Annotated in this window: 27 protein-coding genes, 1 tRNA gene and 3 pseudogenes; 15 read left to right on the top strand and 16 right to left on the bottom strand. The window is 71.2% G+C overall.

Translation table 11 applies throughout. The features are described from left to right. Positions 1-385 precede the first annotated feature (385 nt). The 3 genes and pseudogenes from ACK8GG_RS03040 to ACK8GG_RS03030 all read right to left on the bottom strand — a co-directional run. Positions 386-1,384 (bottom strand): annotated as a pseudogene (locus tag ACK8GG_RS03040) (potassium channel family protein); the annotation flags it as partial. A gap of 225 nt (positions 1,385-1,609) precedes the next feature. Then, complete coding sequence (locus tag ACK8GG_RS03035; RefSeq protein ID WP_440354166.1) at positions 1,610-2,197, bottom strand: hypothetical protein; 588 nt, start codon at positions 2,195-2,197, stop codon at positions 1,610-1,612. Between the two features lie 403 nt (positions 2,198-2,600). Beyond that, entirely contained in the window at positions 2,601-3,197 is a 597-nt protein-coding gene (locus ACK8GG_RS03030; RefSeq protein ID WP_440355474.1) for a DinB family protein, read from the bottom strand. A gap of 244 nt (positions 3,198-3,441) precedes the next feature. Between ACK8GG_RS03030 and ACK8GG_RS03025 the strand changes: the two genes are divergently transcribed. Continuing rightward, on the top strand, positions 3,442-4,401 hold the full coding sequence (locus tag ACK8GG_RS03025) for an SMP-30/gluconolactonase/LRE family protein (RefSeq protein WP_440355473.1): 960 nt from the start codon (positions 3,442-3,444) through the stop codon (positions 4,399-4,401). A 48-nt stretch (positions 4,402-4,449) separates the two neighbouring features. Here ACK8GG_RS03025 and ACK8GG_RS03020 read toward each other — a convergent pair whose 3' ends face one another. After that, on the bottom strand, positions 4,450-4,704 hold the full coding sequence (locus tag ACK8GG_RS03020; protein ID WP_440348367.1) for a hypothetical protein: 255 nt from the start codon (positions 4,702-4,704) through the stop codon (positions 4,450-4,452). Positions 4,705-4,790: 86 nt separating this feature from the next. On the opposite strand from ACK8GG_RS03020, the gene ACK8GG_RS03015 reads away from it, so the two are divergent. Continuing rightward, the gene (locus tag ACK8GG_RS03015) at positions 4,791-5,021 is read left to right on the top strand and encodes a DUF2188 domain-containing protein (protein ID WP_440348368.1); all 231 of its coding nucleotides are present in this window, start codon (positions 4,791-4,793) and stop codon (positions 5,019-5,021) included. A gap of 26 nt (positions 5,022-5,047) precedes the next feature. Here ACK8GG_RS03015 and ACK8GG_RS03010 read toward each other — a convergent pair whose 3' ends face one another. From ACK8GG_RS03010 to ACK8GG_RS02990, 5 genes are read right to left on the bottom strand one after another with little or no spacing between them, the layout of a single operon-like run. Beyond that, positions 5,048-5,824, bottom strand: a complete 777-nt coding sequence (locus tag ACK8GG_RS03010) for an ABC transporter ATP-binding protein (protein ID WP_440355472.1) — start codon at positions 5,822-5,824, stop codon at positions 5,048-5,050. Then, positions 5,821-6,843 carry a FecCD family ABC transporter permease gene (locus tag ACK8GG_RS03005; RefSeq protein WP_440355471.1) on the bottom strand — a complete coding sequence of 341 codons (1,023 nt, stop codon included), beginning with the start codon at positions 6,841-6,843 and terminating at the stop codon, positions 5,821-5,823. The genes ACK8GG_RS03010 and ACK8GG_RS03005 overlap by 4 nt, the downstream gene beginning before the upstream one ends. After that, positions 6,840-7,829 (bottom strand): FecCD family ABC transporter permease, encoded by a 990-nt coding sequence (locus ACK8GG_RS03000; RefSeq protein ID WP_440355470.1) that lies wholly within the window; start codon positions 7,827-7,829, stop codon positions 6,840-6,842. Before ACK8GG_RS03000 ends, ACK8GG_RS03005 begins: the two co-directional genes overlap by 4 nt. Continuing rightward, positions 7,819-8,637, bottom strand: coding sequence for a siderophore-interacting protein (locus ACK8GG_RS02995; RefSeq protein WP_440355469.1), 819 nt, complete (start codon positions 8,635-8,637; stop codon positions 7,819-7,821). The genes ACK8GG_RS03000 and ACK8GG_RS02995 overlap by 11 nt, the downstream gene beginning before the upstream one ends. Beyond that, positions 8,634-9,632, bottom strand: coding sequence for an ABC transporter substrate-binding protein (locus ACK8GG_RS02990; RefSeq protein ID WP_440355468.1), 999 nt, complete (start codon positions 9,630-9,632; stop codon positions 8,634-8,636). Before ACK8GG_RS02990 ends, ACK8GG_RS02995 begins: the two co-directional genes overlap by 4 nt. Positions 9,633-9,737: 105 nt before the next feature. Here ACK8GG_RS02990 and ACK8GG_RS02985 point away from each other — a divergent pair, with 105 nt between their 5' ends. Together ACK8GG_RS02985 and ACK8GG_RS02980 are read left to right on the top strand one after the other, a co-directional pair. Then, positions 9,738-10,595, top strand: a complete 858-nt coding sequence (locus ACK8GG_RS02985; RefSeq protein ID WP_440355467.1) for a helix-turn-helix transcriptional regulator — start codon at positions 9,738-9,740, stop codon at positions 10,593-10,595. 158 nt (positions 10,596-10,753) lie between these two features. Further along, the gene (locus tag ACK8GG_RS02980) at positions 10,754-10,894 is read left to right on the top strand and encodes a hypothetical protein (protein WP_440355466.1); all 141 of its coding nucleotides are present in this window, start codon (positions 10,754-10,756) and stop codon (positions 10,892-10,894) included. Here the strand turns inward: ACK8GG_RS02980 and ACK8GG_RS02975 are convergent. The 3 genes from ACK8GG_RS02975 to ACK8GG_RS02965 form a co-directional block, all read right to left on the bottom strand. After that, positions 10,873-11,361, bottom strand: coding sequence for a hypothetical protein (locus ACK8GG_RS02975; protein ID WP_440355465.1), 489 nt, complete (start codon positions 11,359-11,361; stop codon positions 10,873-10,875). The two genes, ACK8GG_RS02980 and ACK8GG_RS02975, sit on opposite strands and share 22 nt — an antisense overlap. A gap of 156 nt (positions 11,362-11,517) precedes the next feature. Next, positions 11,518-11,593, bottom strand: a tRNA-Arg gene (locus ACK8GG_RS02970). 184 nt (positions 11,594-11,777) lie between these two features. Next, on the bottom strand, positions 11,778-12,332 hold the full coding sequence (locus tag ACK8GG_RS02965) for a DUF1349 domain-containing protein (RefSeq protein ID WP_440355464.1): 555 nt from the start codon (positions 12,330-12,332) through the stop codon (positions 11,778-11,780). 28 nt (positions 12,333-12,360) lie between these two features. Between ACK8GG_RS02965 and ACK8GG_RS02960 the strand changes: the two are divergent. From ACK8GG_RS02960 to ACK8GG_RS02950, 3 genes and pseudogenes are all read left to right on the top strand, one after another. Then, a pseudogene (locus tag ACK8GG_RS02960) lies at positions 12,361-12,510 on the top strand (IS5/IS1182 family transposase); the annotation flags it as partial. 297 nt (positions 12,511-12,807) lie between these two features. After that, positions 12,808-13,374 (top strand): hypothetical protein, encoded by a 567-nt coding sequence (locus ACK8GG_RS02955; RefSeq protein ID WP_440355463.1) that lies wholly within the window; start codon positions 12,808-12,810, stop codon positions 13,372-13,374. Positions 13,375-13,376: 2 nt separating this feature from the next. Then, positions 13,377-13,508, top strand: a pseudogene (locus tag ACK8GG_RS02950) (nucleotidyl transferase AbiEii/AbiGii toxin family protein); the annotation flags it as partial. A gap of 164 nt (positions 13,509-13,672) precedes the next feature. On the opposite strand, the gene ACK8GG_RS02945 reads toward ACK8GG_RS02950, so the two are convergent. Further along, positions 13,673-14,524, bottom strand: coding sequence for an endonuclease/exonuclease/phosphatase family protein (locus tag ACK8GG_RS02945; RefSeq protein ID WP_440355462.1), 852 nt, complete (start codon positions 14,522-14,524; stop codon positions 13,673-13,675). A 217-nt stretch (positions 14,525-14,741) separates the two neighbouring features. Here ACK8GG_RS02945 and ACK8GG_RS02940 point away from each other — a divergent pair, with 217 nt between their 5' ends. The 3 genes from ACK8GG_RS02940 (at position 14,742) to ACK8GG_RS02930 (ending at position 19,008) form a co-directional block, all read left to right on the top strand. Then, entirely contained in the window at positions 14,742-15,512 is a 771-nt protein-coding gene (locus ACK8GG_RS02940; RefSeq protein WP_440355461.1) for an ABC transporter ATP-binding protein, read from the top strand. Continuing rightward, on the top strand, positions 15,497-17,437 hold the full coding sequence (locus tag ACK8GG_RS02935; protein ID WP_440355460.1) for a hypothetical protein: 1,941 nt from the start codon (positions 15,497-15,499) through the stop codon (positions 17,435-17,437). The genes ACK8GG_RS02940 and ACK8GG_RS02935 overlap by 16 nt, the downstream gene beginning before the upstream one ends. Positions 17,438-17,751: 314 nt before the next feature. Beyond that, positions 17,752-19,008, top strand: a complete 1,257-nt coding sequence (locus ACK8GG_RS02930) for a PP2C family protein-serine/threonine phosphatase (protein WP_440355459.1) — start codon at positions 17,752-17,754, stop codon at positions 19,006-19,008. Here ACK8GG_RS02930 and ACK8GG_RS02925 read toward each other — a convergent pair whose 3' ends face one another. Beyond that, positions 19,009-19,374: an STAS domain-containing protein gene (locus tag ACK8GG_RS02925; protein ID WP_440348384.1), complete on the bottom strand. Its 366-nt coding sequence runs from the start codon at positions 19,372-19,374 to the stop codon at positions 19,009-19,011. It lies immediately after the preceding gene. A gap of 205 nt (positions 19,375-19,579) precedes the next feature. Here ACK8GG_RS02925 and ACK8GG_RS02920 point away from each other — a divergent pair, with 205 nt between their 5' ends. Continuing rightward, positions 19,580-19,990: an ATP-binding protein gene (locus ACK8GG_RS02920; protein WP_440348385.1), complete on the top strand. Its 411-nt coding sequence runs from the start codon at positions 19,580-19,582 to the stop codon at positions 19,988-19,990. A 50-nt stretch (positions 19,991-20,040) separates the two neighbouring features. Here the strand turns inward: ACK8GG_RS02920 and ACK8GG_RS02915 are convergent, their stop codons facing one another. Further along, on the bottom strand, positions 20,041-20,214 hold the full coding sequence (locus ACK8GG_RS02915; RefSeq protein ID WP_440354187.1) for a hypothetical protein: 174 nt from the start codon (positions 20,212-20,214) through the stop codon (positions 20,041-20,043). A gap of 4 nt (positions 20,215-20,218) precedes the next feature. On the opposite strand from ACK8GG_RS02915, the gene ACK8GG_RS02910 reads away from it, so the two are divergent. Beyond that, the gene (locus tag ACK8GG_RS02910; RefSeq protein ID WP_440354452.1) at positions 20,219-20,392 is read left to right on the top strand and encodes a hypothetical protein; all 174 of its coding nucleotides are present in this window, start codon (positions 20,219-20,221) and stop codon (positions 20,390-20,392) included. Positions 20,393-20,437: 45 nt separating this feature from the next. Here the strand turns inward: ACK8GG_RS02910 and ACK8GG_RS02905 are convergent, their stop codons facing one another. Continuing rightward, the gene (locus ACK8GG_RS02905) at positions 20,438-21,313 is read right to left on the bottom strand and encodes an alpha/beta fold hydrolase (RefSeq protein ID WP_440348387.1); all 876 of its coding nucleotides are present in this window, start codon (positions 21,311-21,313) and stop codon (positions 20,438-20,440) included. A 388-nt stretch (positions 21,314-21,701) separates the two neighbouring features. Here ACK8GG_RS02905 and ACK8GG_RS02900 point away from each other — a divergent pair, with 388 nt between their 5' ends. The 3 genes from ACK8GG_RS02900 (at position 21,702) to surE (ending at position 24,783) form a co-directional block, all read left to right on the top strand. Further along, the gene (locus ACK8GG_RS02900) at positions 21,702-22,910 is read left to right on the top strand and encodes a cytochrome P450 (RefSeq protein WP_440354189.1); all 1,209 of its coding nucleotides are present in this window, start codon (positions 21,702-21,704) and stop codon (positions 22,908-22,910) included. Positions 22,911-22,994: 84 nt separating this feature from the next. Beyond that, on the top strand, positions 22,995-23,930 hold the full coding sequence (locus ACK8GG_RS02895; RefSeq protein WP_440349200.1) for a 1-phosphofructokinase family hexose kinase: 936 nt from the start codon (positions 22,995-22,997) through the stop codon (positions 23,928-23,930). Beyond that, the gene (gene surE / locus ACK8GG_RS02890; RefSeq protein WP_440355458.1) at positions 23,920-24,783 is read left to right on the top strand and encodes a 5'/3'-nucleotidase SurE; all 864 of its coding nucleotides are present in this window, start codon (positions 23,920-23,922) and stop codon (positions 24,781-24,783) included. Before ACK8GG_RS02895 ends, surE begins: the two co-directional genes overlap by 11 nt.

Genomic DNA, 24,783 nt, shown 5'->3' with positions numbered 1-24,783 from the left:
GCCGGGCTGCTCCCGGCCGGGGCCACGTGGCCGTTGGGGACGCCCTCCCCCGCCCCGCCGTGGGGGCGGGGTCGCTGCCGCGCCCCGCCCCGCTCTGCTGTTTCCGTCCCGCGTCGTGGTTGCGTCCGGCCGTCAGCCCGGAAGCCATTCTCGAAGAGACACCTACAACACCGACGTGGTCCACACACCATCGCCGATGTGTGGACCGGCGCGGTCAGTCGGGCGGGGCAGGGTGGTCGCCGGGCCGGGCCGGGCGGTCCCCGGGCGGGACCGGCCGGTCGCTCGGCCGGGCAGGGCGGTCGCTGGGCGCGACCGGCCGGTCCATCGGCGGGGCGGGACGGTCGGGCGTACGCGGCGGGCGGGGGGCCTGCGGCATCGGGTGCGGGTTGCCGTTGCGGTCGTCGCGGATCAGGACCAGCATGTCCCCGGTCTCGACCGCCTTGCCGCCCCGGTCGGAGAGCGTGACGATCTTGCCGCGGCGGACCAGGGCGATGACCACGCAGTCAAGGTCCCGCGGTGACTTGCCGACCTCGTCGCGTTCGGCCGAGCGCATCGCCAGCGCCATGCCGCGGCCCGGCGTCAGCAGGTCCTCCACCACGTCGATCAGCGGCGGCGCCGAGGTCGAGAGGCCGAGCAGCCGGCCGGCGTTGGCGGAGGAGACGACAACGTGGTGCGCGCCGGACTGCTTGAGCAGCGGGGCGTTCTCCGCCTCCCGGACACTGGCGATGATGCGTACCTGGCCGGCGGTTAGCTGGCGGACGGTGAGCGCGACCAGGACCGAGGCGTCGTCGCTGTCGGTGGCGATGATGACCGCGCGGGCCGAGCGGACATGCGCCTCCTCGAGCACGGCCGAGCGGGTCGCCGAGCCTTCGATGGCGACCAGGCCGGCCGAGGTTGCCTGGCGCACGCAGGCGGCGCTGCGCTCCACCACCACGATCCGGCTCTTGTCCATGCCGTTCTCCAGCAGAGCGGAGATGGCGCTGCGGCCCTTGGTGCCGTAGCCGCAGATGATGACGTGGTCCTTCACGCTTCTCCTCCACCGGTTCAGGCGACGGCCGGTCCGGTACTGCTCGGTCAGGACCTCCAGCGTGGTACCGACCAGGATGATCAGGAACAGCACCCGGGCAGGGGTGATGATCAGGATGTTGACCAGGCGGGCGCTGTCGCTCAACGGCGTGATGTCGCCGTAGCCGGTGGTCGAGAGGGTCACGACGGCGTAGTAGAAGCAGTCGATCAGGTTCAGGCCGTTCTCGTCGACGTCCCGGTAGCCGCCACGGTCGACGTAGACGACGCCGACCACGACGAGGACCAGCCCGAGGGCCGCGGCGAGCCGCAGGCTCAACGCGCTCAGCGGCCCCCGGTGCGGGGCAGGTAAATGGATCAAAGCTGGCCTGCTCCACTCCGGTCCGGGCCTCTACGTGCACAACATAGCGGTTGCCTCAGCGAACCGCGCACGGGAACCGGCCCCTCCCCGCCGACCAGGGGGCATCCGTTCGCCGGGCACGACGAAGGCCGGGTACCACAGGGCACCCGGCCTTCGTTTCTCGTGCTCTGCTGTTGTCGGTGCGCTTTCTGTCATCGGCGCTGTTGCCGGCCAGGTCCGCGCCGCTCACCAGTGCTGGGCGACCAGTTCGGCGGCCTGGGTCTCCCACTGCGCGTACGCGTCCGGGTACGCCGACACCTGCACCTTCTGCGCCGCGTCGGTCAACGGCATCTGCTCCCAGCCCTCAACCTCGTCAAGGGAATCAAGGAACGCAGTCGTCGAGTACTGCGGATCCCGAATCTGCTCCACCGTGCCCCAACCACTGGACGGACGCTGCTGGAACAGACCCTGCGAATCATGATCGTTGGCCGCACCCAGATGACCCAGGTTCTCCAACTTCGACTCCTGCATCGCAGTAGCCACCGCGATCACCGCAGCCCGCTCGTTCATACCCGAATCCTTCGTCGCCGCCACGATCGCCTTCGCATTCTCCTGCTGCTCCGCAGACAGATCGATACGCGACTGCTTACCCTGCACACTCGTCGCCAGGGCAGCGTGATCCGGACCGGCCCGCACCTGCGCCACGGCCACGGTACTCGGCTGCGCCACCTCAGCCGCCTGCGCGAACACCGGAACCGCCGGACCCGCAACCACACCAGAAGCGAACGCCACACCCGCGACACCCACACCAATACCACGGAAAATGTTCTTCATCAGGGGAACTCCTCCACGCTCGAAACAAGGGGAAAAAAACCCGCAACACCTGAGCCGCGACTCAGCACGACAGGCGCCCGCGGGCACTCACCGAAAAGAATGAAGAACGGCCGAGAAAGGGGGACACACACCCCGGCACACACACCAACCGGCTCACCGCCGGGCCGGGGGTCGCGTTCCTCGGCCGTACGCCATACACAACCACCCCGACCCCCGAAGCGATTCCGGACCGACCCCGGAACCGCCCCGAAAAAATCCGGACATCCGGTGTCAAAACCTCATGGCCGGCGAGGCCGCAAACGGCACTCAGCGGCGATTACCGGGCACTCCGCTCTCTCGGATGCCGGGCCGATCCGGCACTCGGGCGCCGGGCCGATCCGACGCCCCGGCACTGATCAGCCGGTCAGGAGTCGCCGTGCTCGGCCCGGTACAGATCACGCAGTACGCCGATCTCGCCACCGTGGTGCATGACCTCGCGGTTGAGGTGCAGGACCAGCGCGGCCATCGAGTAGTCGGCGTAATTGACCCCCTTGGGGCCGAGTGGGCGGGCCAGCGCCTGCTCGTCGAGGGCGGCGACGCCGTCGTGCCAGCGCCGGTAGCCCTCCTCCAGCAGAGCGATCCCGGCGGCGGCGCCGCCGGGCACCTCGCTAGGCAGGTGCCGCCGATCGAACATGTCGGCGTCGGTGGGCCGTTGACTCCGGTCGCAGACGTCCGCGCCGGCGGATCCGGTCCCGTCACCGAAGAACGCGTTCGCCCTGGCGTACAGGGTGCCGCCGATGTGCACGAGCCGCCAGGCGATGGTGGTGAACGGCGGGGGCACCGGCTCGGGGTACTCCCAGTCGAGGCTGGAACCCTCCGGCCCTGGCCGTACGCTCCAGCAACCCGGCACCGGCTCCCAGAAGTACTCGTCGTCGGTGAGTCCTTCCAACCGGGGCCGCAGGTGCGCCTCCCAGTAGAACTCCAACTGCCCGACGATCTCCGCACCCCAGTTGATCGGCATGTCAGCCTCCGCGCGAGCCGGCCCGAGAGTCACCGTACGGTCATCGTCACGTTACGCCCCGGATCCGCCCGTCAGCGGCAACCACGGGCGCCGCGCCGCGGCATGCACGCGTCACGCGGCGTCGCATCCGGCGCGGGAAGACGAGCAGCCATAGAGTGAGGACGATCCTGGCCCCACCATCCCGGCAGGCCCGGCCCCGCGCGCATCCGGCGTCGCCCCGGCCAGCCGCACCGGAAGGAGCACAGTGAACCGACGCCTCATCGGCGCGCTCGCCGCCACCATGACCGCAACCCTGACCGCCGGGCTCGTCGCCACGGTCGCCGCGGCCCCCGCCCAGGCCCACCGCGGGCCGGCGCGGCCTGCGGTCATCGCCCTACCCGACGGTTTCCAGCCCGAGGGGATCACCACCGCCGGCCGCTACGCCTACTTCGGCTCCCGTGCCACCGGCGCCATCTACCGCGCCGACCTCATCACCGGCCGTGGCCGGGAACTCAGCCCGCCCACCGGTACCCCGTCAGTCGGGCTGAAGGTCGACCCGCAGGGCCGGCTCTTCGTCTCCGGCGGCACCACCGGCGACGCCCGGGTGATCGACGCCCGCAGCGGGAAGCTTCTCGCCCGCTATCAGCTCGGCACCGGCACGACGTTCGTCAACGACGTCGTCCTCACCGGGCGGGCCGCCTACTTCACCGACTCGTACAACCCGGTGCTCTACCGGGTTCCGCTGGGCCGCGGCGGCGCGCTCCCGCCGGCCGAGAGCGTCACCACGATCCCGCTGACCGGCGCGTTCACCCAGGTCGGCACGGGGATCAACCTCAACGGCATCGCGCGTACGCCGGACCGCTCCGCCCTGATCGTGGTGCAGTCCAACACCGGCACGCTCTACCGGGTTGACCCGGCGACGGGGACGAGCGCCGTCGTCGACGTACCCGGGCACACCTTCACCAACGGGGACGGGCTGCTGACCGTGGGGCGCACCCTCTACGTGGTGCAGAACCGGCTCAACCAGGTCGCTGTGGTGCGGCTCAACCCCAGCGGCACCACCGGGACGCTGAGCTGCACCATCACCGACCCGAACTTCGACGTGCCGACGACGGTCGCCAAGGCGCTGGGGCGGCTCTACCTGCCCAACGCCCGCTTCACCACCCCACCGGAGCCGACCACGCCGTACACGGTGGTCGGGGTCCGTCCGCACTGCCACGGATGACGCGTCGCGCCCCCGGGTGGTTGCTCACCCGGGGGCGCTTCGCCGAACTCAGATGGCGGTGCCGGTGAAGGTGCCGTCGGCCTGCACGCGCACAGTTGCGCCCGCGCCGTCCGGCAGCCGCAGGACCGCCTCGGCGGACTCACCGAGCGCCGTGCGTACGTCCGCGTCGGCCAGCTCCAGCCGACCCTCCCAGCTGACGACGCCGGTGGCCCGGTCGGTGCGGATCCGGACGGTCATGTCCCGGACCTGCCACTCCGAATCGTCGGCGGTCTCCAGCTGCGCGCTGCCCCGGTAAGTGCCCATTCCCGCACCCTATCCGCGCACGTTTGTCCGCTCCGGGCCCGGGCACATATTCGTGACCGACCATGCCGACCAGGAGGGACACGATCATGACCAAGGGTGATGTCGAGACGTACCACGAGGACGGCCAGTGGAAGGACCGCCCGGAGGGCAACGAACGGGCGAGCAGCACCCACGACACCAAGGCCGACGCGGTCGCCGCCGGCCGGGACATGGCCAAGGACCGCGGTGTCGAGCACGTCATCAAGAAGGAAGACGGCACCATCGGGGAGAAGAACACCTACCCCCGCAGCCGCGACCCCCGCGATATCAAGGGCTGACCCGCGGCAGCCGGACCCGGCCGGGTTCAGACCGTCGGCACCACCATCGGGGTGCCGGTGGCCGGGTTCGGCATCACCAGGCTCGGCAGGCCGAAGACCTCCTCCATCAGCTCGGCGTCGACGACCTCTTTCGGCGCCCCCTGGGCGACGATCCGGCCGGCCTTCATCGCCACGATGTGATCGGCGAACCGGCAGGCCTGGTTGATGTCGTGCAGCACGGCCACGACCGTACGGCCCTCGTCGCGCAGCCGGGCGAAGAGCGCCAGCAGCTCGTACTGGTGGGTGATGTCCAGGAACGTGGTCGGCTCGTCGAGCAGCAGGTACGGCGTCTCCTGCGCCAGCACCATCGCGATCCAGACCCGTTGCCGCTGCCCGCCCGAGAGCTCCTCCACGGGCCGCTCGGCCAGCTCGGTCACCCCGGCGACCGCCATGGCAGTGCGTACGGCCTCCTCGTCGGCGGCGGTCCCGGTGCCGAGCAGGGACTGGTGCGGGTAACGGCCCCGGGCGACGAGCCGGCGGACGGTGATGTTCTCCGGCGCGATCAGCCCCTGCGGCAGGAAGCCGACCTGCCGGGCGAACTGCTTCGGCCGGTGGCTGCCTACGTCCCGCCCGTCGAGGCGGACGGTTCCCGACGTGGGTGTCAGCAGCCGGACGAAGGCTTTCAGCAGAGTGGACTTCCCGCACGCGTTCGGACCGACGATGGCGGTGAACGCGCCGTCGGGGATTTCCAGGCTCACCCGGCTCGACACCACCCGCTCGCCGTAGCCGAGCTTCAGGTCCTCCGCGGTCAGACGACTGGTCACCGTCGTTTCACCTCCATGCCGAGCAGCCAGATGAGATAACAGCCGCCGATCGCCGTGGTGACAACCCCGACGGGCAGCGCGACCGGCTGCAGCAGCAGCTGTGCGACGAGGTCCGCGGCGAGCAGCAGCACCGCGCCGGTCAGCGCCGCCGGCACCAGCGGCACGCCGCCGGCCCGGGCGAGCCGCCGGCCGATCTGCGGGGCGGCGAGGGCGATGAAGACGATCGGCCCGGCGACGGCGGTCACGGTGGCGGTGCAGCCGACCCCGGCGAGCACCATCAGCAGCCGCAGCCGTCCCAGCCCGACGCCACTGGTGGCGGCGATCTCGTCGCCGAGCGCCGCCTGGTGCATGGCGTGCGAGATCAGCATGAGCAGCAGCACGAACCCGACGAGGACGGCGAAGGGCAGCCGCAGTTCCGACCAGTCGACGCCGTTGAGGGAGCCGGCGTTCCAGCCGGTCGCGGCGATCGCCACGTCGAGTTCGGCGCGGAGCACGATCCAGGAGTTCACCGCGGTGAGCATGGCGTTGACGGCGATGCCGATGACGACGAGCCGCATGCCGCTGAGGCCGGAGTCCAGCGACAGCAGGTAGATGACGACGGCGGCGAGCAGTCCGCCCGCCACCGAGCCGGCGGCAAGCTGCCCGGCGGTGCCGTTGAGCACCGTCACCGCCACCAGCACCCCGGTGTACGCGCCCGCGTCGAGGCCGATGACGTCGGGGCTGCCCAGCGCGTTGCGGGTCAGGTTCTGGAAGACCGCGCCGGCGAGCCCCAGCGCGGCGCCGAAGACCAGGGCGGCGACCACCCGCGGCAGCCGCCACTGGCGGATCACGAAGGCCGAGTCGCCGTACCCGGCGAGGGCGGCGAGCACCTCGCCCGGGCCGGCCCACTCCTGTCCGCGGCCGAGCGCCACCAGGGCGAGCACCGCCGCGACGACGACGAGCGCCGCGGAGACGACGACCGTACGCCGCTCGACGTGGATCACGGCGGGCCCGGCCCGCAAGGTCAGAGTGCCGTTCACAGTGTCGCCGCCCCGTACCGGCGGACCGCCCAGATGAGCACCGGGGCGCCGAGGAAGGCCGTGACGACGGAGACGGGGACCTCTCCGGTGGGGAGCAGGACCCGGGCGCCGACGTCGGCGGCGAGCAGCAGGACCGGTCCGAGCAGCATCGCGTACGCCATCGTCCAGGGGATCGAGCCGCCGGCGAGGCGGCGGGCCAGGTGCGGCACCATCAGGCCGACGAAGACGATCGGGCCGGCGACGGCGGTGGCGACGCCGGCGAGCAGGGTGACGAGCGCCAGGACGATCACCCGGGTCCGGGCCACGTGGGCGCCGAGGGCGTGGGCGACGTTCTCGCCGAGGACGAGGGCGTTCAGCGGCCCGGTCGCGGCCATCGCGGCGAGCAGCGCGGCGACGGTGACCAGGGCGGGCACCACCAGCGGTGTCTGCTCGGAGCCGGCCAGCGCCCCCACCGACCAGAACCGGTGCCGGTCGAAGACGTCGGGGAAGGTCAGCCGCAGGCCGAGGGAGATTCCCATCAGGACGGAGCTGAGTGCGACCCCGGCGAGGACCAGCCGCAGCGGTGAGGTCCGCCCGACGGCGTAGACGACGAGCGTGGCGATGGCGGCGCCGGCCACGGCCAGCAGAAGCTGCCCGCCCTGCGAGGCGGTCACCCCCGCCAGCACCCCCACGTTGATCATGAATCCGGCGCCGGCGGTCACCCCGAGGATGCCGGGTTCGGCGAGCGGGTTGCGGGTCAGCGACTGGATCAGCACCCCGGCCGCGCCGAGGGCGGCGCCGACGCAGACACCGAGGATCGTGCGGGGCAGCCGCAGGTCGCGTACGACGAGCTGGTCGGTGCTGCCGGTGAAGTCGGCGAAGGCCCGCCAGACCTCGGCGGCCGGTACGGTGCGGGCTCCCACCATCATGCTCGCGCCCGCCGCGGCCACGAAGAGCACGGCGGACACGAGCAGGAGGGGGAGCCGGCGGGACAGGTCAGTCTTCAAGCCCGGCGATCCCGCGCTTCCAGTAACCGGTGATCAGTGCGTCGAGGCGGTCCCGGCTCCAGGCCCGCAACGGCTTGATGTCGGTCGCCTCGCCGGCGGCGAAGAGGAACGTCCGCCCGGCCGGCAGGGTCAGCGCCTGCACGGTCTCGGCGAGCGTCGGGCCACCGTCCTCGCGCCGCAGCCAGGTGACGGTGATCCCGTCGCGCGCCGCCAGCGGGTACGCCGCTTCGGCCTCGTCGTCGATCTCGATCACGACCTGGGCCGAGACGTCGGCCGGGGACTCCTCCAGCCATCGGGCGACCGCCGGCAGGGCGGTGTTGTCGACGGCGAAGAGGTAGTGGTCGTAGTGGTGCGGGAATGCCTTCGCCCCGGGCGGGCCGGCGATGGTGACCTCGTCGCCGACCGCCGCGGTGGCCGCCCACGTCGAGGCGAGCCCTCCGTCGTGCAGTACGAAGTCCAGGTCGAGCGTGCCTTCGGCGCGGTCGTACCGGCGGACGGTGTACTTGCGGGTGACCGGCGGCGGTGAGGGCCAGTCGAGCATGCCCTGCCCGTCCGGGACGGGGTCGCGGCGCGTGCCGTCCGGATCAGGGAAGACGATCTTGATGTGGTCGTCGGCCTGGTAGGTGTGGAACCCGGCCAGCGCCGGGCCGCCGAGGGTCAGCCGCAGCATCCGCGGGGTCAGCTGCCGTCGGGCCACCACCTGCACCCGGCGCACCTCGATCGGGTACCCGACCCGCACGATGCCGTCGCCGTCACGATGATGGGCCGCGACCCGGGACTCCGGGTCGCGGCGTTCGATCATCGTCATCGGTCGAGCAGCGGCGCCAGCGCGGCGTCGATCGCGTCGAGGGTCCGCAGCGCGGAGCCGTACGTGGCCGCCTCGGTGTACTGCAGCCCGAACACCTTGTCGGCCTTGACCGCCGGCAGGTTCTTCCACAGTGCGGAGTCGAGCACCTGCTGCACCGACTCGCCCGCCTTGCCGTCGAGCTCGACGGTGTAGGTGATGGCGTCGACGTCGGCGAAGCTCTCCGGCAGCTCCTCGATCGAGGGGTACTCGGTGACGTCGAGCGCGCCGCCGCCCTTCTCCTTGACCTCACCGGGGTAGGTCACGCCGATGTCCTGGGCGATGTTGGTGCCCCAGGATCCGGCGAACTCGCGGTGGAAGGTGCCCTTGGAGACCTCGCCGTAGGCGCCCAGGTGCCCGAACTTCAGCCCGGCGAGCACCTCGCCGTACTTGCCCTTGAGCTCCTGCGCCTTCGTGTCGTACGCGTCCTTGGCGGCCTGGAAGTTCCCGGCGCGACCGGCGGCGTCGGCCTGCAGGCGGGACTGCTCCCGCCAGGAGGCGGGGCCCGCCGGGCCGATCGCGACAACGGGTGCGATGCTCTCGAGGCGGGCGATGTCGATCTCGGCGAGGACCGGCTTCGGCACGCCGATCACGATGAGGTCCGGCTTGGCGCCGGCGATCGCCTCGTAGTTCGTCTCGGCGGCGACCTCACCGGCGACCTTGGGCAGGCCGTCGTAGGTGGCGCGCTGCTGCTCGGTCATCATCGGCAGGCCGCGCTTCCAGGTGGAGATCCCCACCAGGGCGGCCTCGGCCTCGATGAGGACCGGGACGGCGTAGCCGGTGGCGACGACCCGCTTGGGATCTGCGGGGATGGTGATCTCGCCGTTGTCGGCCGAGAAGACGCGGGTGGCGCCGTCGGACTTCGCGGCGGTGTCGCCGCCGTCGGTTCCGCAGCCGGTCACCACGGCGAGCGCCAGGGCTGCGGCGGCGGCGAGGCGCCAGTGCTGTCGTACGGACATTGACCAGGTTCCTTCAAGGGGCGTCGAGAGGTGGCAACCCCGGTGGGCTGCGAAGCTTAGGTTAGCCTTACTTTGGCTGAGGAAATGTCGCTGAGAGGTCAGGTCGTGTCGGTCAGAGGTCACAGCGGGGTGGTCGCGGAGCCGATCGCGGCCGATCCGGTCAGCTGCGAGGAGTTCGGCTACGGCCTCGGCCGCCCCGACGGCATCCTCGTGCTGCGCTACCGGGCGGCGACCCGGCTGGTCTTCAACGAGGGCCGGCAGGACTTCCTCCACCAGCTCTACTGGTCACCCGACGGCCTGCTCGCCGCCCACCACGACGGGCGCATCACCCTCGTCGGCACCGACGAGGTCTTCTGGGCCCAGCGGGCGGTCACCCACGAGGTGCACGCTGTCGACCGGCAGAGCGTCTACCGGATCTGCCTGCGCGAGATCCCCGCGGCCCTCGCCGGCCTGCGGTCCGGCACCGCCGGCATCGACACCGAAGCGGCCCGGCTGGTCCTCGCCCTCGCCCTCCCCGGCTACGACGAACAGGACGCGCTCGCCGCCCGCGGCCGCATCATGGCCGGCCTCGGCCCGCGCCCGCAGCAGACCGGCCGCCGGCGGGGCGGACCCGGCGCGGCGGCCGCGGTCGCGACGGCCCTGGCCCAGGACCCCGGCGACCCCACCAGCCTCGCCGAATGGGCCGACCGGCTGCACGTCAGCGTCAAGACCCTGCAACGCGACTTCACCCGCGAGTTCGGCATGTCGTACTCGCGCTGGCGGACCCGGCTGCGGCTGCGCGCGTCACTGGCGCTGCTGGAGACCCGGCCGGTCGGCGAGGTCGCCCGCCGCGTCGGCTACGCCAGCCCGTCCGCCTTCATCGCCGCCTTCGCCCAGGAGTACGGCTACACCCCCGGCCGGGCCGCCGCGATGAGACACCACAGCGATTCCCCGTCGGAGAATCCGAGCGAACGATCCGCCTAGCCCGGCCGGGTACCGCTGGCTAGGGTCAACGCCGGCCACCGGAACAGTTCACTGCCCTGTACGGCTGACCGCCCTCGACCTTCTGCCCACGGACGTCAGCGCCGGCAGAGGACATACATGGAAATCAGGCCCGCCGGCCCGACGATGCTCCGGCCCTGGTGGCGCTGCGTGCCGAGGTCCACCCGTACCTGGTCCGGGGTGTCGAGTCGACCCGGAAGATGATCTCCGAGCCGTCGCCGGGCGAGAACTGGGCGGCGTTTGTCGCCGAGCAGCCCTGTCAGCTCCACGAATCGCCGTAGAAGTCCTCATCGTCGTCGGCGGGCGGCAACACGGCCCGCCACCACATGTCGATGAGGAACTTCTCGACGCCGTCATACCTGCCCCGGTACACGCGGACCCCGTACACCCCCGGCCCTCCCGGAAGCTCCGTCGTCACCATTGCGGGGACAGTGTGCACCTCGACGAAGAGTTCCCCGGTGGGCATGTGCAGTTCGAGCTGCCGGCACCCGTCCCACGAACCCTCGGGGGATTCCGGTTCGGCGTCCCAGGTCCGTAGCTCGAGCTTCGTCGGTTGGGACGTAACCAACGGCCGCACGCTGACCTGGTACGTCGATGCGCCGGCGACCTGCCCCTGCGCATCCCGGTACGCCTCGCCGTCGTCACCGGCGTCACACCACGGGTCCCGGAGAATGATCTCCCGGTAGAGGACGAAGAAGGTGACTTCGTACGACTTCACGACCGGCGCTGGACTTCGAGGCGACGACATCCGCTCACCGTATTCGCCGCCTCGCCACGAATCGATCAACCAAACCGCCGCTGTCGTCCCAGCCCTGCCGCAGGGGGACCTCCACAGCAGGCGATCTGGTTGTCGTCATACGTGACGGCCGCGCTCCAGACTGACGACCACGACCGAGCACTGGACTGGTGCCCCCGGCAGGATTCGAACCTGCGACACACGGTTTAGGAAACCGATGCTCTATCCCCTGAGCTACGGGGGCGCGAGGGGCCAGTCTAGCGATCTGCGCGGCCACCCGGGGAGGCAGGGAGTGGCCCACTCCACTGCCGGCTGATCAGGTGCGGCCAACCGGGCCCCGGCAGTGCCGCCGTCTCCCCCAGCGCCTGCAGATCCGCCGAAGACACCTGCAGCAGGTGCCTTTCCGGCCACCGTCAGCGGATCCGGACTCAATGCAGCTCCCGGGAGACCGGCGGGGAGACCGTGAAGCCGCTGAAGGTCGCAACGAAGCCGGCCCGTTGGGGCGAGCAACACATCACGCCCACTCGAACCGTGGCGGGCATGTCGAGGTGGGCGAGTCGAAGTAACCGCCAGCCGCCGTCGGCCAGGTACTGCTGCACCCGCACGGCCTCGCCGTGGCGGGTGAGCCGGAGGGTCAGAGAGCCGTCGAAATCGGGCACAGGCACCATTGACCAGTCGGAGAAGTCCCTGGTCACCACGGTGCTCAGGTGCACCGCGCCATCGGTGAACTCTATTCCCGCCTTCACCCAGTTTCGCTCGTCCACGCGCAGCATGAGCCCCGACTGGTCGTACAGCGTGTCGTAGTCACCGGTGAGGGTCACCTGGGCGGTGAAGTCCCCAGTCACCTCCCGGCCGTAGAAGTGCCCGTCGTCATGGATGAATCCGTAGAACGTCTCCCGCCAGAAGTCAGTCTTGTCGCCGGTGACGGCGCGGACCGTTCCCTGCGCGTCCGACCACTCCGCCGGCTCGTTCAGCCACTGCATGTCCCCTACCACGTCACCGCCCTCCCGCGGTTCCCGGCGGAACCGCCGCGACGTGCGCACCCCGTTCAAACGGCGCCGCTTCCGGCCCAAGCTGCCCTGCTGCCCACGCCGAGCCACCCCGATCGTGCAGACCATCCTCGTCCTCCACCACGTCGAAACCAACCGCTACGCACGATGAAAAAGGCTGAGTGGAGTTACTCGACTGCGGCGGATATCGACTCCGTCCCTGGCCGGCTCGCCAGGGACGTGCTCGGCACCCTTGGTATCGAAGTGATCATCCGAAGCGTCGTCGGCGAGGCCACGGGTGTGGCGAACTCCCGGGGCACCTCGACGAAGGCGGGCGCCGCGAAGAGGGCCTCCCGGCGGCCCGGGACCAGGTCACCGTCGGGATCAGCCGTCGCGTACCGCACCGCGCCCGTCCGCGTCACTGGCAGAAAGCCAAGCGTGCTGGGCCTAGCGTAGTAGGCTGACGGGCATGGGTCGGTTCTCCGAGGATGAGCTGCAGGCGGTTGTCTCCAGGTACGAGGCGACGCGGGCGGCCGCGTTGACCGAGCGGGACGAGCAGCTGCGGGCGTTTCATGCGGCCGGCTGGCGGCCGGTGGATCTGCAGCGGGTCACCGGGTACAGCCGGGAGACGATCCGTCAGGCGCTACGACCGGAAGTCCGGCGGGCGACCAACATGAGCCGGCGCCGGACATCACCCCAGCCGCCGGCGGACTACCGGCCCTACGGTGACCGTAGGCCCTACCTGGTGGCCGAAACCCTTGCCGCGCTGCACGGTCCGACCGAAGGTAGCGTGACGCTTCCGCGTCATCTCGGCTGGTCCGGGCACCCCGAGTACGACCTGGACCGGCCCGCCCGCCCGGCCAGCATGTACAAGGTGGTGCTCACCGAAGCCAGCACGATCGAGGACCTGAACACCTGGCTCGATGCCGACCTTCTCCGGCGGCTCTGGCCCACCCTCTGGCTGCCACCCCAGCTCCGCCAATGCTGGGAGGACGCCTTCCCCGAACTCGCCGCCACCTGCAGCAACGCGGCGTAGCGGTGGACCCCTTCCACGAACGCCTCGCCCGCACCGGGCTCGGCGCGGCCGGTCAATACGGCTTCGCGCTGGCCGGCGGTTACGCCGCTCCAGCTGATCTTCGGCGAGCGATCGCAGCAAGGCCACGAAGCGACCGGCACGCATAGGTCGAAAACAAGAGGCCGCAGGTCAACGGCCTGTGGATACCGGCGGAGGGATGCGACCGGCGGTCGGCCTGGGTGACCCGCGTTACGGACGTGGATCCTTCGCGGCCGCAGGTGACCTTGCCGCGCCCGCGCCGTACCCGTGTCGGGTCCGGTCAGCCTCGGTCCCGGCACGGGTGCGGCGCGAGGTCAGCCAACACGCCGAAGTGGTCGCTGGCCCACACCGACCCGACCGGTTCGGCGAACGCGAGCTGGCAGTCGACGATCCGCAGGGTGGGACCGTGGTCGACAGCGCGGACGAGGACATAGTCGATCCGCCGGCCCAGCTCCAGTGGCATGTCGCCGCCGGCAACCAGTGGATTGCTGGGGCTGAAGGTGTGGCCCCCCTCAGCTCCGTGGATCGCCTCCCAAGCGTCTCGGTACATGACGCTGCACTGCCGCAACGACTGCCGACCGGTCCAGAACCGCACGCTCGCCGCATCTGGAACTGCGTCAAAGTCTCCCGCCACCACTACATGCACATCGTCGTCCTGTGCCAGCTTCTCGATCTCTTGCGCCGTCGCCACGGCCTGCAACTCCCGCTCATGTTCGTAGCCGCGCTGCCAGGTCGGCTTCTGATTGACGAACAGTACGGACCCGATCGGCGCCGGAGCTTCGACACGGGCAATCAACGCTGCACCCGGGAAGCGAGCGGCTCTTTCGGTTACATCAAGACCGATTTCCCGCACCTGCTGCACCGGCCATCGGCTGACCAGCGATATGCCGGTGCCATCGTCAGCCCGGCCGCTCTGGTGCCACACCGAATACCCTGGACCTAATAGATCCTCAACCTGGTCGTAGTCGTCCGTGACGATGGTTTCCTCAAGCGCCAGCAGGTCCGGGTTCAGTCTCCGTAGACCATTGCGGAGCGCCTCGCGTCGCTCCGGCCATGGACCACTGCGGCCGAACACGTTCAACTGAAGCACCCTGAGTCGGTCGTCCTGAATCGATCCGCCATGCGATGACATGCTTCCTCCACAGCTACGCACGGAATTGACGAACCACGCAGGTGTCCCGGTACCCAGCATCGCCCACCCATGAACGCCTCGTTGAAGCGCGTCGAGGTCCGCGGTGGGCTCGTGGCCGGACCGCCAGGGAGCGGAGGCCCATAATAGGGGCATTGTTGATCGATGCCCATCGGTTCACAACCTTGCCGGCCCTTCAGCCTGAGCTCCCGGAGGCACAGTGACCGCCCACTCCCCCGCACCGGCGCTGCGGCTCATCGGATTGTCGAAGGCGTTCGGTGACAAGCGTGCCGTCGATCAGGTGGACCTGGAGGTTCCGGGCGGCTCGTTCTTCGGGCTGGTCGGTCCGAACGGCGCGGGCAAGACGACGTCGCTGTCGATGGCGGTGGGGTTGCTGCGTCCCGACGCCGGCCGGGCGGAGATCTTCGGTGTCGACGTCTGGTCGGACCCGGTCCGCGCCAAGGAGCTGATCGGTGTCCTGCCGGACGGGCTGGGCCTGCCGGAGCGGCTCACCGGGCGGGAGGTGCTGCACTATCTGGGACTGCTGCGCGGCATGGAACCCGAGGCGGTCGCCACCCGCAGCCAGGAGTTGCTGGAGGTTCTCGAGCTCGACCGGGCCGAGGCCACCCTGGTCCTCGAATACTCGACCGGCATGCGCAAGAAGATCGGCCTGGCCACCGCGCTGCTGCACGCGCCGCGGCTGCTGGTGCTCGACGAGCCGTTGGAGGCCGTCGATCCGGTCTCGGCGGCGACGATCAAAGCGATCCTGCAGCGGTTCGTCGCCGCCGGCGGGTCGGTGGTCTTCTCCAGTCACGTCATGCCGGTCGTCGAGCAGCTCTGCGACCACGTCGCGGTCGTGGCCGGCGGCCGGGTGGTCGCCTCCGGGCCGCTGGATGAGGTACGCGGCGGCAGCACGTTGGAGGACCGGTTCGTGGATCTGGTCGGCGGCCAGCCGGTGAGCGCGGGGGAGCTGTCGTGGTTGGCGTCCTGATCCGGATGAAGCTGGCCGTCCTGCGGCACTCGATGACCGGGCAGCGCGCCGCCGACATGATCGGCGGCGGGGTGCTGGGCCTGGTCCTCGCCGGTGGCACGATCTGGCTCGCGCTGCGCGACTGGCCGGTCGACGGCCTGCCGCTGGACCTGGTCGGGGCGGCGTTCGCGATCTGGACGATCGGCTGGCTCTTCGGTCCGGTGCTCTTCGGCGGCGGTGACGAGACGCTGCGCCCGGAGCACCTGGCGCTGCTGCCGATCCCGCCGCGCCGGCTCACCACCGGTCTGCTCGCCGTCGCGTTCGTCGGCGTCGCCCCGGCGGTCAGCCTGGTGGCCTTCACCGCGCTGATCGTCGCCGCCCTGCCGGTCGGCGGCGCCGCCGTCGCGATCGCGGTGCCGGTGGTCCTCCTTCAGCTGCTGTTCGTGGTGCTCGCGTCCCGGTTCGTCACCGCGGCGCTCGGCACGCTGATGCGTACCAAGATCGGCGCGGTCCTGGCCGCGGTGATCAGCGCCGGGATCCTGGCGCTCACGCACACCGGCTGGGTGCTCAAACCCACCATCGAGTACGCCCTCACGGCCGGCTTCCCCGACAACCTGGCGGACTGGGTGCGTCGTCTCCCGTCCGGCTGGGCCATCGTGGCGGTGGAGGCCGCAGGCCGCGGTGACTGGCTGCTCGCCGTCGCCGCGCCGGCCGGTCTCGCCGTGCTCAGCGCGGCGGCCCTGCTCGGCTGGTCGGCGCTGCTGGCACGCCGGCTGCGCCACCGCACCGCCAGCGGCCGCCCGGCCCGCGGCCGCACCGCGGCCCGTAAGGTCCGGGGCGGCGGGGTACGCGCCGTCGCCGGTCGTGAGCTGCGCACCGCCTCCCGCGACCTGATGCGCTTCCACTACCTGGTCTTCTCGCTCGTCTACGCGCTGGCGTTCTGTCTGCTGCCGCTCCTGGTCGACCTGCCGATCTTCGTGCCGTTCATCGGTGTCGCGTTCGGCATCTGGGCCGCCGCGATCTCCGCCAACCTCTACGGCGAGGACGGCACGGTGATCTGGCAGACCGTGCTCACCCCCGGCGCCGCCCGCAAGGACGTCCGCGGCCGTCAGCTCGCCTGGCTGCTGCTGACCACCCCGGTGGTGCTGCTCGGCAGCGTCGTGCCCACCCTGCTCAGCGACCAGACGTGGGCCTGGCCGTGGCTGGCAGCCCTGGTGCCGGCCCTGCTCGGTGGCGGCGCCGGCGTCATCGTCCTGATCTCCGTACTGCGCCCTGTGCCGATGACCGACCCGCACAAACGCAGCGGCAACCTCCTGGAGAACGGCACCGACTTCACCCAGGTGCTGCTCATGCTGGTGCTGGTCGCCGCCACCGCCGCCCCCGCCTTCCTCACCGTCCGCTACGGCCCCGCCTGGGCCGGCGCCGTCGTCGGCCTGGCCACCGGCGTCCTGCTCACCTGGCTCCTGGGCGACCTCGCCGCCAAGCGCCTGGAAGCCACCGGCCCCGACCTGCTCGCCACCATGCGGGCCGCCACCTCCCGCAAGAACAACCTCACCGGCGACGTCGACTGGAACCAGATCAGCGCCTCCCTCGGCGGGGTGGACCTCGGCGAGCGCCGCCTCGGCATCGCAAACGCATCCCCGGCCCGCCGCGCCGCCGTCTACGTCTGCTTCACAATCTGCTGGATACCGCTGATCGCCCAAGGCCTTGTCCCGGCCATCCTCAAATACACCGACCCCGGCCGCGACTCCTGGTTCGTGGCCCGCCTCGTCCCCGAGACACTGCACTGGCCGGTCGTCAGCCTCATGGTCGCGCTCGGCCTGGGCCTCATCGCCGCCGGCTTCCACCAGCTCCGGGCAGCCCGCACGGAAAGCCGCCACGCCACCGTCGACCGGCCGGCGGAGGTCCGTCCCGCTCTGCCGCACCCCACGGGTGACGCCGGCTAGGAGAGACTCGTCCTCCTGGATCCTGTGGCCGGCAGGCCCGGGAGGGGCGAATCGACCGGACCGCTGCTGGCTGATCGCCTGATCATCACGACAGGACTCATGAGTCCTACCCGGAGTCCCGTGCGCCTCGATACGGGCGACCCAGGAGCGGCCAAACCGGTGCCCGCCAGATCGTGACGGAGACGACAGGTCGTCGCCGGGGAGGCATGGCGAAGCCCTGTTCCGGGAAATCTCCGCGCCGAGTCAGAGGTGATGGCTGACGGCTCGCTTCACGCGACACGGCGATGAGCCGCCGGGTCTCGTAGGCTCCGGCCGTGGAGAGCGACAGAGGGTGGATCATGGCCAAGATGTTGGAGGCGGCGGAGAACGCCGCTCCGGTCGAGGCGGTCGAAGCGGTCACCCGGGAGCTGGGGGCGGCGCTGGGGGCACGCAGCATCGCCTTCCTGATCGCGGACCTCAGCGGCCGGGCGCTGGTCCGGATGGCCCACGTGCCGCTCGACGGCACCGGCGAGGGACGCCGGGACGGCGACGAGGCGGCCCTGGTGCTGCCTTTCGACGGCGGTCACGCCGAGCAGGCGCTCCGCACCCAGCGGGTGCAGGTCATCGCGAACGCCGACAGTTGGACGGTGCTGGCACCGGTGACCGACCGCGGTGAGGCGATCGGCCTGCTGGAGATGATCCTGCCGGCGGAGCCCGCGCCGCCGACGCTGGAGGAGATCGCCCGCACGGCGCACGTGCTCGCGTACGTGGTGATCGCCAACCGCCGCTACACCGACCTTTTCGAGTGGGGGCAGCGCACGACCCCGTTCACGCTCTCCGGAGAGATCCAGCGCCGGCTGCTGCCCAGTTCGTTCACCTGTGAAGGAAGCTCCTTCACCCTCTCCGGCTGGCTCGAACCCGCGGCGAGCATCGGCGGCGACACCTTCGACTACAGCATCGCCCGGGACGAGCTGCACTTCAGCGTCACCGACGCGATGGGCCACGGGGTGGCCAGCGCCTTGACGGCGACCCTGGGGGTCGGCAGCCTGCGCAACAGCCGCCGCCGCGGCGTCGATCTGGTGGAGCAGGCCGACGAGTCGAACGCCGACCTGGCCGCACACTCCGCCGTACCCGGCAGTTATCTCACCGCGATCCTCGGCCGGCTCGACCTGCGCACCGGGGTGTGCGCGCTGCTCAACGCCGGGCATGTGCCGCCGCTGCTGGTCCGCGACGGGGAAAGCCGGGCGCTGACGCTGCCGGCGAACTTCCCGTTGGGCATGTTCACCGAGGCCGACTTCCACGCCGGCGAGGTCGCGCTACGCCCCGGTGACCGGCTGGTGGTGGTGACCGACGGTGTGGGGGAACGCCACGCCGCCAGCCTGGACCTGCCGGCCATGCTGCGATCGATCGCCGATCTGCACCCGCGCGAAGCGGTCCGGGCGCTGGCCGATGCGGTGCTCGATGTCAGCGGACCGAAGCTGGCCGATGACGCCACCCTGTTCATCCTCGACTGGCACAACGGGCACGGCGAGCAGCGGCACAGCAGCGCCGGCGCCGACCGGGCCCGCGCCAGCACCGCCCTGCCCGCTTGACTACCCGATTGTCGCGTCGTCGGCGGAGGGCACGTCGGCCTCAGCGGCCTGCACGCTGTCGTAGACGTGGATGACCCGATCGACCGACGTGACCGTCAGCACATTTCGCACCGGCGCCTGCACCGCGGCCAGCGACAACCGGCCACCGGCCGCACGCAGCGCCTTGTACATCTCCACCAGCGCACCCAGGGCGCTGGAGTCCATGAAGCCCACCCCGGCCAGCTCCACCACCACCTGGCGGTCACCGGCGTCAACCAACCCTTGCAGTGCCTGGCGCAGCTGCGGGGACGTCGCCATGTCCAGCTCACCGCTCACCTCGAGCACGGTGCAGCCCCGGCCCGGCCGGACCGACATCAACAGCTCCACAGCATTCTCCCCACGCCGGAAATTCCCGCTCACCCTATTTGCACTGCTGACGGAGCGCAGCGCCCGTCCTCGCCGACGCGGTCACCGTTTCGTCGCGGTGACCTCGGGTAGTGCTGATCGCAGCCGAGCAGTTCACCTGCACGTGTGACACCGTAGTCGTGCGCCTCACCCCGGGCCGAGGAGGAACTGCGCAATGCGCGTAACAATGACGCTGTCCCTCCCCTCCGAGTCCTCCTCGGTGACCCGGGCCCGCCAGGTGCTCACCACACTGCTGAGCCTGACCAACGCCCCCGAGGCGTCCCGCGGCGACCTCGCCGTGCTGATCACCGAGGCCTGCGCCAACGCGGTGATCCACGCCGACCGCGACAGCAGCGTCGACATCACGATCGTCATCGACGACGACGCCTGCCTGCTCGAGGTCGGCAACCGCGGCCGTACGCCCGACAGCAGGCGGCTCGACGCCGGACTTCCCGACCCGCTCACCGTCGGCGGCCGCGGGCTGCCGTTGATCGCCGCGCTGGCCGACACCGCCGCCTTCGTCACCGGGCCGCCGGACCAGGTGCTGCTGCGGATCAGCAAGCATCTCAATGGCGTACCGGATCCGGCCGGTCGATGACCGGTCGGGCCCGCGCGGATCGCGGGTCGCGACGGCAGGCAGCTCAGGGATCAGTGATTCGCCTCGGCTGCCGGCAGGTCGAGATTCAACCGAACGCCGGCGGCAGCCAGCAGGTAGGTGACGCACGGAGCGGCCGCGCGCAGGGTCAGCCCCACGTCCGCGGCGGTGGCGACGTGCCGCGTTCGCAGCAGGGCGCTGATGCCGTGCGCGCTGAAGAAGGTCACCTGAGTGCCCGGGCATCCGGAGATCCTGGCCTGCAGGGACGCGGCAGCGGTGCCCGATCCGGCCCGACCCGGCGAGATCACCGCGATGACCGCCCAGCACGCGGTCCGGCAGCTGGGTCTGGTGCCCGGCGCCGCCGTGCCGCTGGACACCGCCGCTCCGGAACTCATCCACCGCTGAACACCGGGCTGCCGCAATCCCGTCTCGTTCGGACTCCGCAGCACCTCAGGCGTTGTCGCGCACGAACGCTCGCATGAGTTCGGCGCACTCGGCCGCGTGCGTCTCCAGCAGGAAGTGCCCGCCGTCGTAGATGTGCGCGTCCATCCGCTCCAGGACCCGGTGGTAGGCGAGCACCTCGCCGACATCGAAGTACGCATCGTGCCGTCCCCACAGCACGAGCGCCGGCGGCTGGTGGGCGCGGTGGTACCCGGCGATCTCATCGAAGCGGGCGACGTGGCCGGCGTAGTCGCCGAAGAGCGCGAACTGCGCGTCGACGTTGCCGGGCCGGCGCATCCGCTCCCAGTCGAGATGCCACGACTCGGGCGGGTGCAGCGTGCGCAGGTGCTCGGGCAGCCCGGCGAGGTACTGGTCCCGGGTGCCGGCGAAGTTCAACCACTGCGGCAGCGCCGCGCGGGTGTCGTCGCTCGGGTCGGCCCAGTACGCCCTGGCGCTGTCCCACTGCTCGCCGAGGCCTTCGGCGTGCGCGTTGCCGCTCTGCACGATGAGGCCCCGGATGCGGTCCGGGTAGCGGGTGGCGAGGTGGTATCCCACCGGTGCGCCGAAGTCGTGCAGGTAGACGAAGAAGCTCTCGACCCCGAGCTGGTCCAGGAGCTCCTCCACCACGCAGGAGAAGTTCTCGAAGGTGTAGTCGTACTCGTCGACGGTCGGCGACGACGACATTCCGAAGCCGGGAAGATCGGGCGCGATCACGTACGCGACGTCGGCCAGGGTGGGCATGAGCTCCCGGAACGTGTGCGACGAACTCGGGAAGCCGTGCAGCAGCAGTACCGCCGGCCGATCGGGACGCCCCGCCTCGCGGAAGAAGATCTCCAGGCCGTTGACGCCGGCCTGGCGGTGGCGGACCTTCTGGATCGTCCGCATCGGGTTCCTCCTCCGCGCCCCCACCGGCGCTGTTCGCGTCCTCGCAGTCCAGACCAACACCGTACGTCGCGTCCCCGATCCCCCGGGCGGCAATTGTCAGCGGACCTCAACCCGGGCGGCGCTGCTACTCGCCGGCCGCCAGATTGATCGACATCTTTCACATTCGGGGGGAGCGGCGTAGCATCGCCGCATCAACGATCTTCAAAGATTGGGGAGGTAGGCATGTCGAAGCTCATCAACGTTCTGCGCGCCCGTCGCGCTGCCCGCACCACCAAGGGCTACTACATCCGCATGTACCCGGTCTGATCGAGACTGACCTGTGACGGCGCCTCCGGATCCCGCATCCGGGGGCGCCTTTCACTGCCCGGAACGACGAACGGGAGATCCCGTGTCCACCGATGCCCGCCGCGCCCCCGGCGTTCTCGATGACGGCGGCCCGTCCGGCGATCCACGTCGCGATCCCCGCGCCTACCTGGACGCCTGCGCCGAACGCTACGGACCGGTCTACACCCTGACCGCCGACCAGACCCACGTGCGCGCACCCGAGGCGATCCGGCACATCCTGCGTACCGAGGACGAGTTCCCCCTGGCGCCCGCCCTGGTGGAGAGCACCCGGGACTCGATCCAGCTCGACCACCCCGACCGGTGGCGGCTCGCCCGGCGACTCATCTGGGATCACCTCGACGCCGCCGCTTGCGCGAAGGCGGCACCACAGCTCGCCCGAGGGTGGCGCGAGGAGTTCGCCGGCGGGGCCCGCTACCGGTCCGTCGGTCCCGTCGTGGACGCCACGGCGGCCGTCCAGTGGCCGTACCTGTTGCGCGACTGCGCCCGCCCGGAGCTCGGTCCGCTGCTGCTGGCCACCTCCCACCGCCGTCAGCGCAGCATCAACGGGCTCACCGCCTGGGGCCGCTACCGCCTGCGCAAGCAGTTCGACCAGGTCATCGAAGGGCTGCTGGCAGCCGTCGCGCGGCGCCGCGCCGTTGCCGACGCGTCCGCCCCGCCCGACCTGCTCGACTCGCTGCTGGCCGACGACTCCGGCGCGCTCAGCGACCTGGACATCGCGCAGACCCTCGCCATCTGCCTGGACAGCGCGATGATGACCACCGGCTCCGCCGTCTGCTGGACGCTGCTCGCCTACGCCGACTGCGACGCCGCGACCCGCTCGGCGCTGCGCGAGGGCGTCGCGGCGGAGGACTTCGTGCGCGAGGTGCTGCGCCACACCCCCGTCATGGAGATGCTCAACCGCACCGCCGCCACCGGCGTGAACCTCGGCGGGCACCCGGTCGCGCCGGGGAGCACCGTCCTGATGGACATCGCCGGCCTGCACCACGATCCGCAACTGTGGGAGCAGGACCCGGAGCAGTTCTGCCCCGCGCGGTGGAAGACCGACCGTCCGCACGCCCCGGGGGCGTACCTGCCCTTCGGTGCGGGTCCGAGATTCTGCCTGGGCTCACGGATTGCGACGGCGACCCTCACGACGCTGGTCCAGACGCTCGCCGAGGGCTACTCCGTCCGCAGCGCCGGGCCGTGGCGCTGCCGCCGCGACAATCTCAACTGGCCGCACCCGTTCCGGATCGAGATCACGCTGCACGGGTGAGGCGCAGCCCACCCCCGGAATCCCGCAGCGTCATGGATTGGCCCGGCGGCCTCGGGGCAGTAGGGGGCAATGGATGAACAGGTGATGGTCTTTGCCCCCGCCCCGATCTTGACCGTGACCATCGAACAGCAGGCCGACACGCTCGAACTGCACCTGCACCCCGGCGGGCAGGGCGTGTGGCAGAGCCGCATGATCGCCGCACTCGGCACGCCCGTCACCCTCTGTGTGGCCCTCGGCGGCGAGGTCGGTGACACGCTGCGCAAACTCTTCGCCGAGGAGGGTGTGACGGTACGGGTGGTGGAGCGGGAATCCGGCACCGGCTGGTACGTGCACGACCGGCGCGACGGCACCCGGGCGGAGATCGCCGAGAACCCGGGGTCGCCGATGATCCGCCACGACATCGACGAGCTCTACACGGTGACCCTGACCGAGGGGCTGCGGGCGCCGGTCAGCATCCTCAGTGGCCCCGCCCATCCGGACGTGGTGGACCCGGACATCTACCGACGTCTCGCTGCGGACCTGGGCGCCAACGGCGGGACGGTCGTGGCGGACCTTTCCGGCGCCCACCTGACGGCGGTGCTGGAGGGCGGGGTGGCGGTGCTCAAGGTCAGCCACGAGGAGCTCATCGACGACGGTTACGCCGACGACGACAGCGTCGCGACGCTCCTGGACGCCGGTCGGCGCCTGCAGGAGCAGGGCGCGAAATCGGTGCTGATCAGCCGAGCCGGAGACCCTGCCCTCGCCCTCCTCGACGACGGCACGGCCCTGCAGGTGCACTCGCCGCCGTTGGAGCTGGCCGATCATCGGGGCGCCGGTGACTCGATGACCGCCGGTGTCGCCGCGGTGCTGGCCCGCGGTGGTGACCTGCGGGAGGCGATCCGCATCGGCGCCGCCGCCGGGGCGATGAACGTCACCCGGCACGGGCTCGGCACCGGCCGGGCCGAGGCCGTACGGGAACTCGCCGGCCGGGTCCGGCTGGAACCCGTCGACGACACCTCGGGCGGCGACGATGACCGGTGACCGTCCGGCGCGGATCCTGGTGACCAACGACGACGGTGTGCACGCCCCCGGCATCCGCCGGCTGGCCCGGGCCGCGTACGAACAGGGCCACGACGTGGTGGTCGCGGCGCCGCAGTCGGAGGCGAGCGGGATGAGCGCCGCCCTGACCGCGGTGACCGACGACGGGCGGGTCGTCTACACCGCCACGGAGTTGGCCGGGCTGGCCGAGGTGCCCGCGTACGGCGTGGCAGCCTCCCCGGCCTACATCGCCCTCCTGGCCACGCTCGGGGTGTTCGGCCCGCCGCCGGACCTGGTGCTGTCGGGCATCAACCGGGGTGCCAACGCGGGGCACGCGGTCCTGCACTCCGGCACGGTCGGGGCGGCGCTGACCGCGGCGCAGCACGGCGCCCACGCCCTGGCCGTCTCGCTGGACGTGCTCTCCCCGGCGGTGGCGAGCGCGGGCAGCGGCGGCGCCGCCATCGCCGTGCTCGACTCCGTCGACGACGAGTCCCGCCACTGGTCGACCGCCGCCGAGCTGGCGGGGCAGCTGCTGCCCTGGCTGCTCGACGCGGCACCGGCGACGGTGCTCAACCTCAACGTGCCCGACCTGCCGGCCGAGCAGGTCGCCGGGCTGCGCCGGGCCACCCTCGCCCCGTTCGGCCAGGTGCAGGTGACTGTCACCGAGAGCGGGGAGGGCTTCGCGCGTACGGTCATCGAGGCCAGCCATGCGCGGCCCGTGCCCGGTTCCGACCTGGCCTGGCTGGCCGACGGGTACGCCGCCGTGACCGCCCTGCGCCCTCTGGGCGACCTGCCCGACGTGGCGATCCCTACCGCGCGCTCCGCGGCGGACGCCGAGGAACGCGCCCTCGGCTGA

Source organism: Melissospora conviva (assembly GCF_049523535.1).
Classification (GTDB): domain Bacteria; phylum Actinomycetota; class Actinomycetes; order Mycobacteriales; family Micromonosporaceae; genus Melissospora; species Melissospora conviva.
The sequence above is the reverse complement of the archived record's forward strand: the minus strand, read 5'-3'. Positions and strand labels throughout refer to the sequence as shown.

What these genes read in the sequence shown, in the direction of transcription:
- ACK8GG_RS03020 (WP_440348367.1), bottom strand. Translation starts at nt 4,704, where the DNA reads ATGGGCACTTACCGGGGCAGCGCGCAGCTGGAGACCGCCGACGATTCG.
- ACK8GG_RS03035 (WP_440354166.1), bottom strand. Translation starts at nt 2,197, where the DNA reads ATGAAGAACATTTTCCGTGGTATTGGTGTGGGTGTCGCGGGTGTGGCG.
- ACK8GG_RS02975 (WP_440355465.1), bottom strand. Translation starts at nt 11,361, where the DNA reads ATGTCGTCGCCTCGAAGTCCAGCGCCGGTCGTGAAGTCGTACGAAGTC.
- ACK8GG_RS03015 (WP_440348368.1), top strand. Translation starts at nt 4,791, where the DNA reads ATGACCAAGGGTGATGTCGAGACGTACCACGAGGACGGCCAGTGGAAG.
- ACK8GG_RS02945 (WP_440355462.1), bottom strand. Translation starts at nt 14,524, where the DNA reads ATGTCATCGCATGGCGGATCGATTCAGGACGACCGACTCAGGGTGCTT.
- ACK8GG_RS02965 (WP_440355464.1), bottom strand. Translation starts at nt 12,332, where the DNA reads ATGCAGTGGCTGAACGAGCCGGCGGAGTGGTCGGACGCGCAGGGAACG.
- ACK8GG_RS02920 (WP_440348385.1), top strand. Translation starts at nt 19,580, where the DNA reads ATGACGCTGTCCCTCCCCTCCGAGTCCTCCTCGGTGACCCGGGCCCGC.
- ACK8GG_RS02995 (WP_440355469.1), bottom strand. Translation starts at nt 8,637, where the DNA reads ATGACGATGATCGAACGCCGCGACCCGGAGTCCCGGGTCGCGGCCCAT.
- surE (WP_440355458.1), top strand. Translation starts at nt 23,920, where the DNA reads ATGACCGGTGACCGTCCGGCGCGGATCCTGGTGACCAACGACGACGGT.
- ACK8GG_RS03030 (WP_440355474.1), bottom strand. Translation starts at nt 3,197, where the DNA reads ATGCCGATCAACTGGGGTGCGGAGATCGTCGGGCAGTTGGAGTTCTAC.
- ACK8GG_RS02955 (WP_440355463.1), top strand. Translation starts at nt 12,808, where the DNA reads ATGGGTCGGTTCTCCGAGGATGAGCTGCAGGCGGTTGTCTCCAGGTAC.
- ACK8GG_RS02895 (WP_440349200.1), top strand. Translation starts at nt 22,995, where the DNA reads ATGGTCTTTGCCCCCGCCCCGATCTTGACCGTGACCATCGAACAGCAG.
- ACK8GG_RS02905 (WP_440348387.1), bottom strand. Translation starts at nt 21,313, where the DNA reads ATGCGGACGATCCAGAAGGTCCGCCACCGCCAGGCCGGCGTCAACGGC.
- ACK8GG_RS02990 (WP_440355468.1), bottom strand. Translation starts at nt 9,632, where the DNA reads ATGTCCGTACGACAGCACTGGCGCCTCGCCGCCGCCGCAGCCCTGGCG.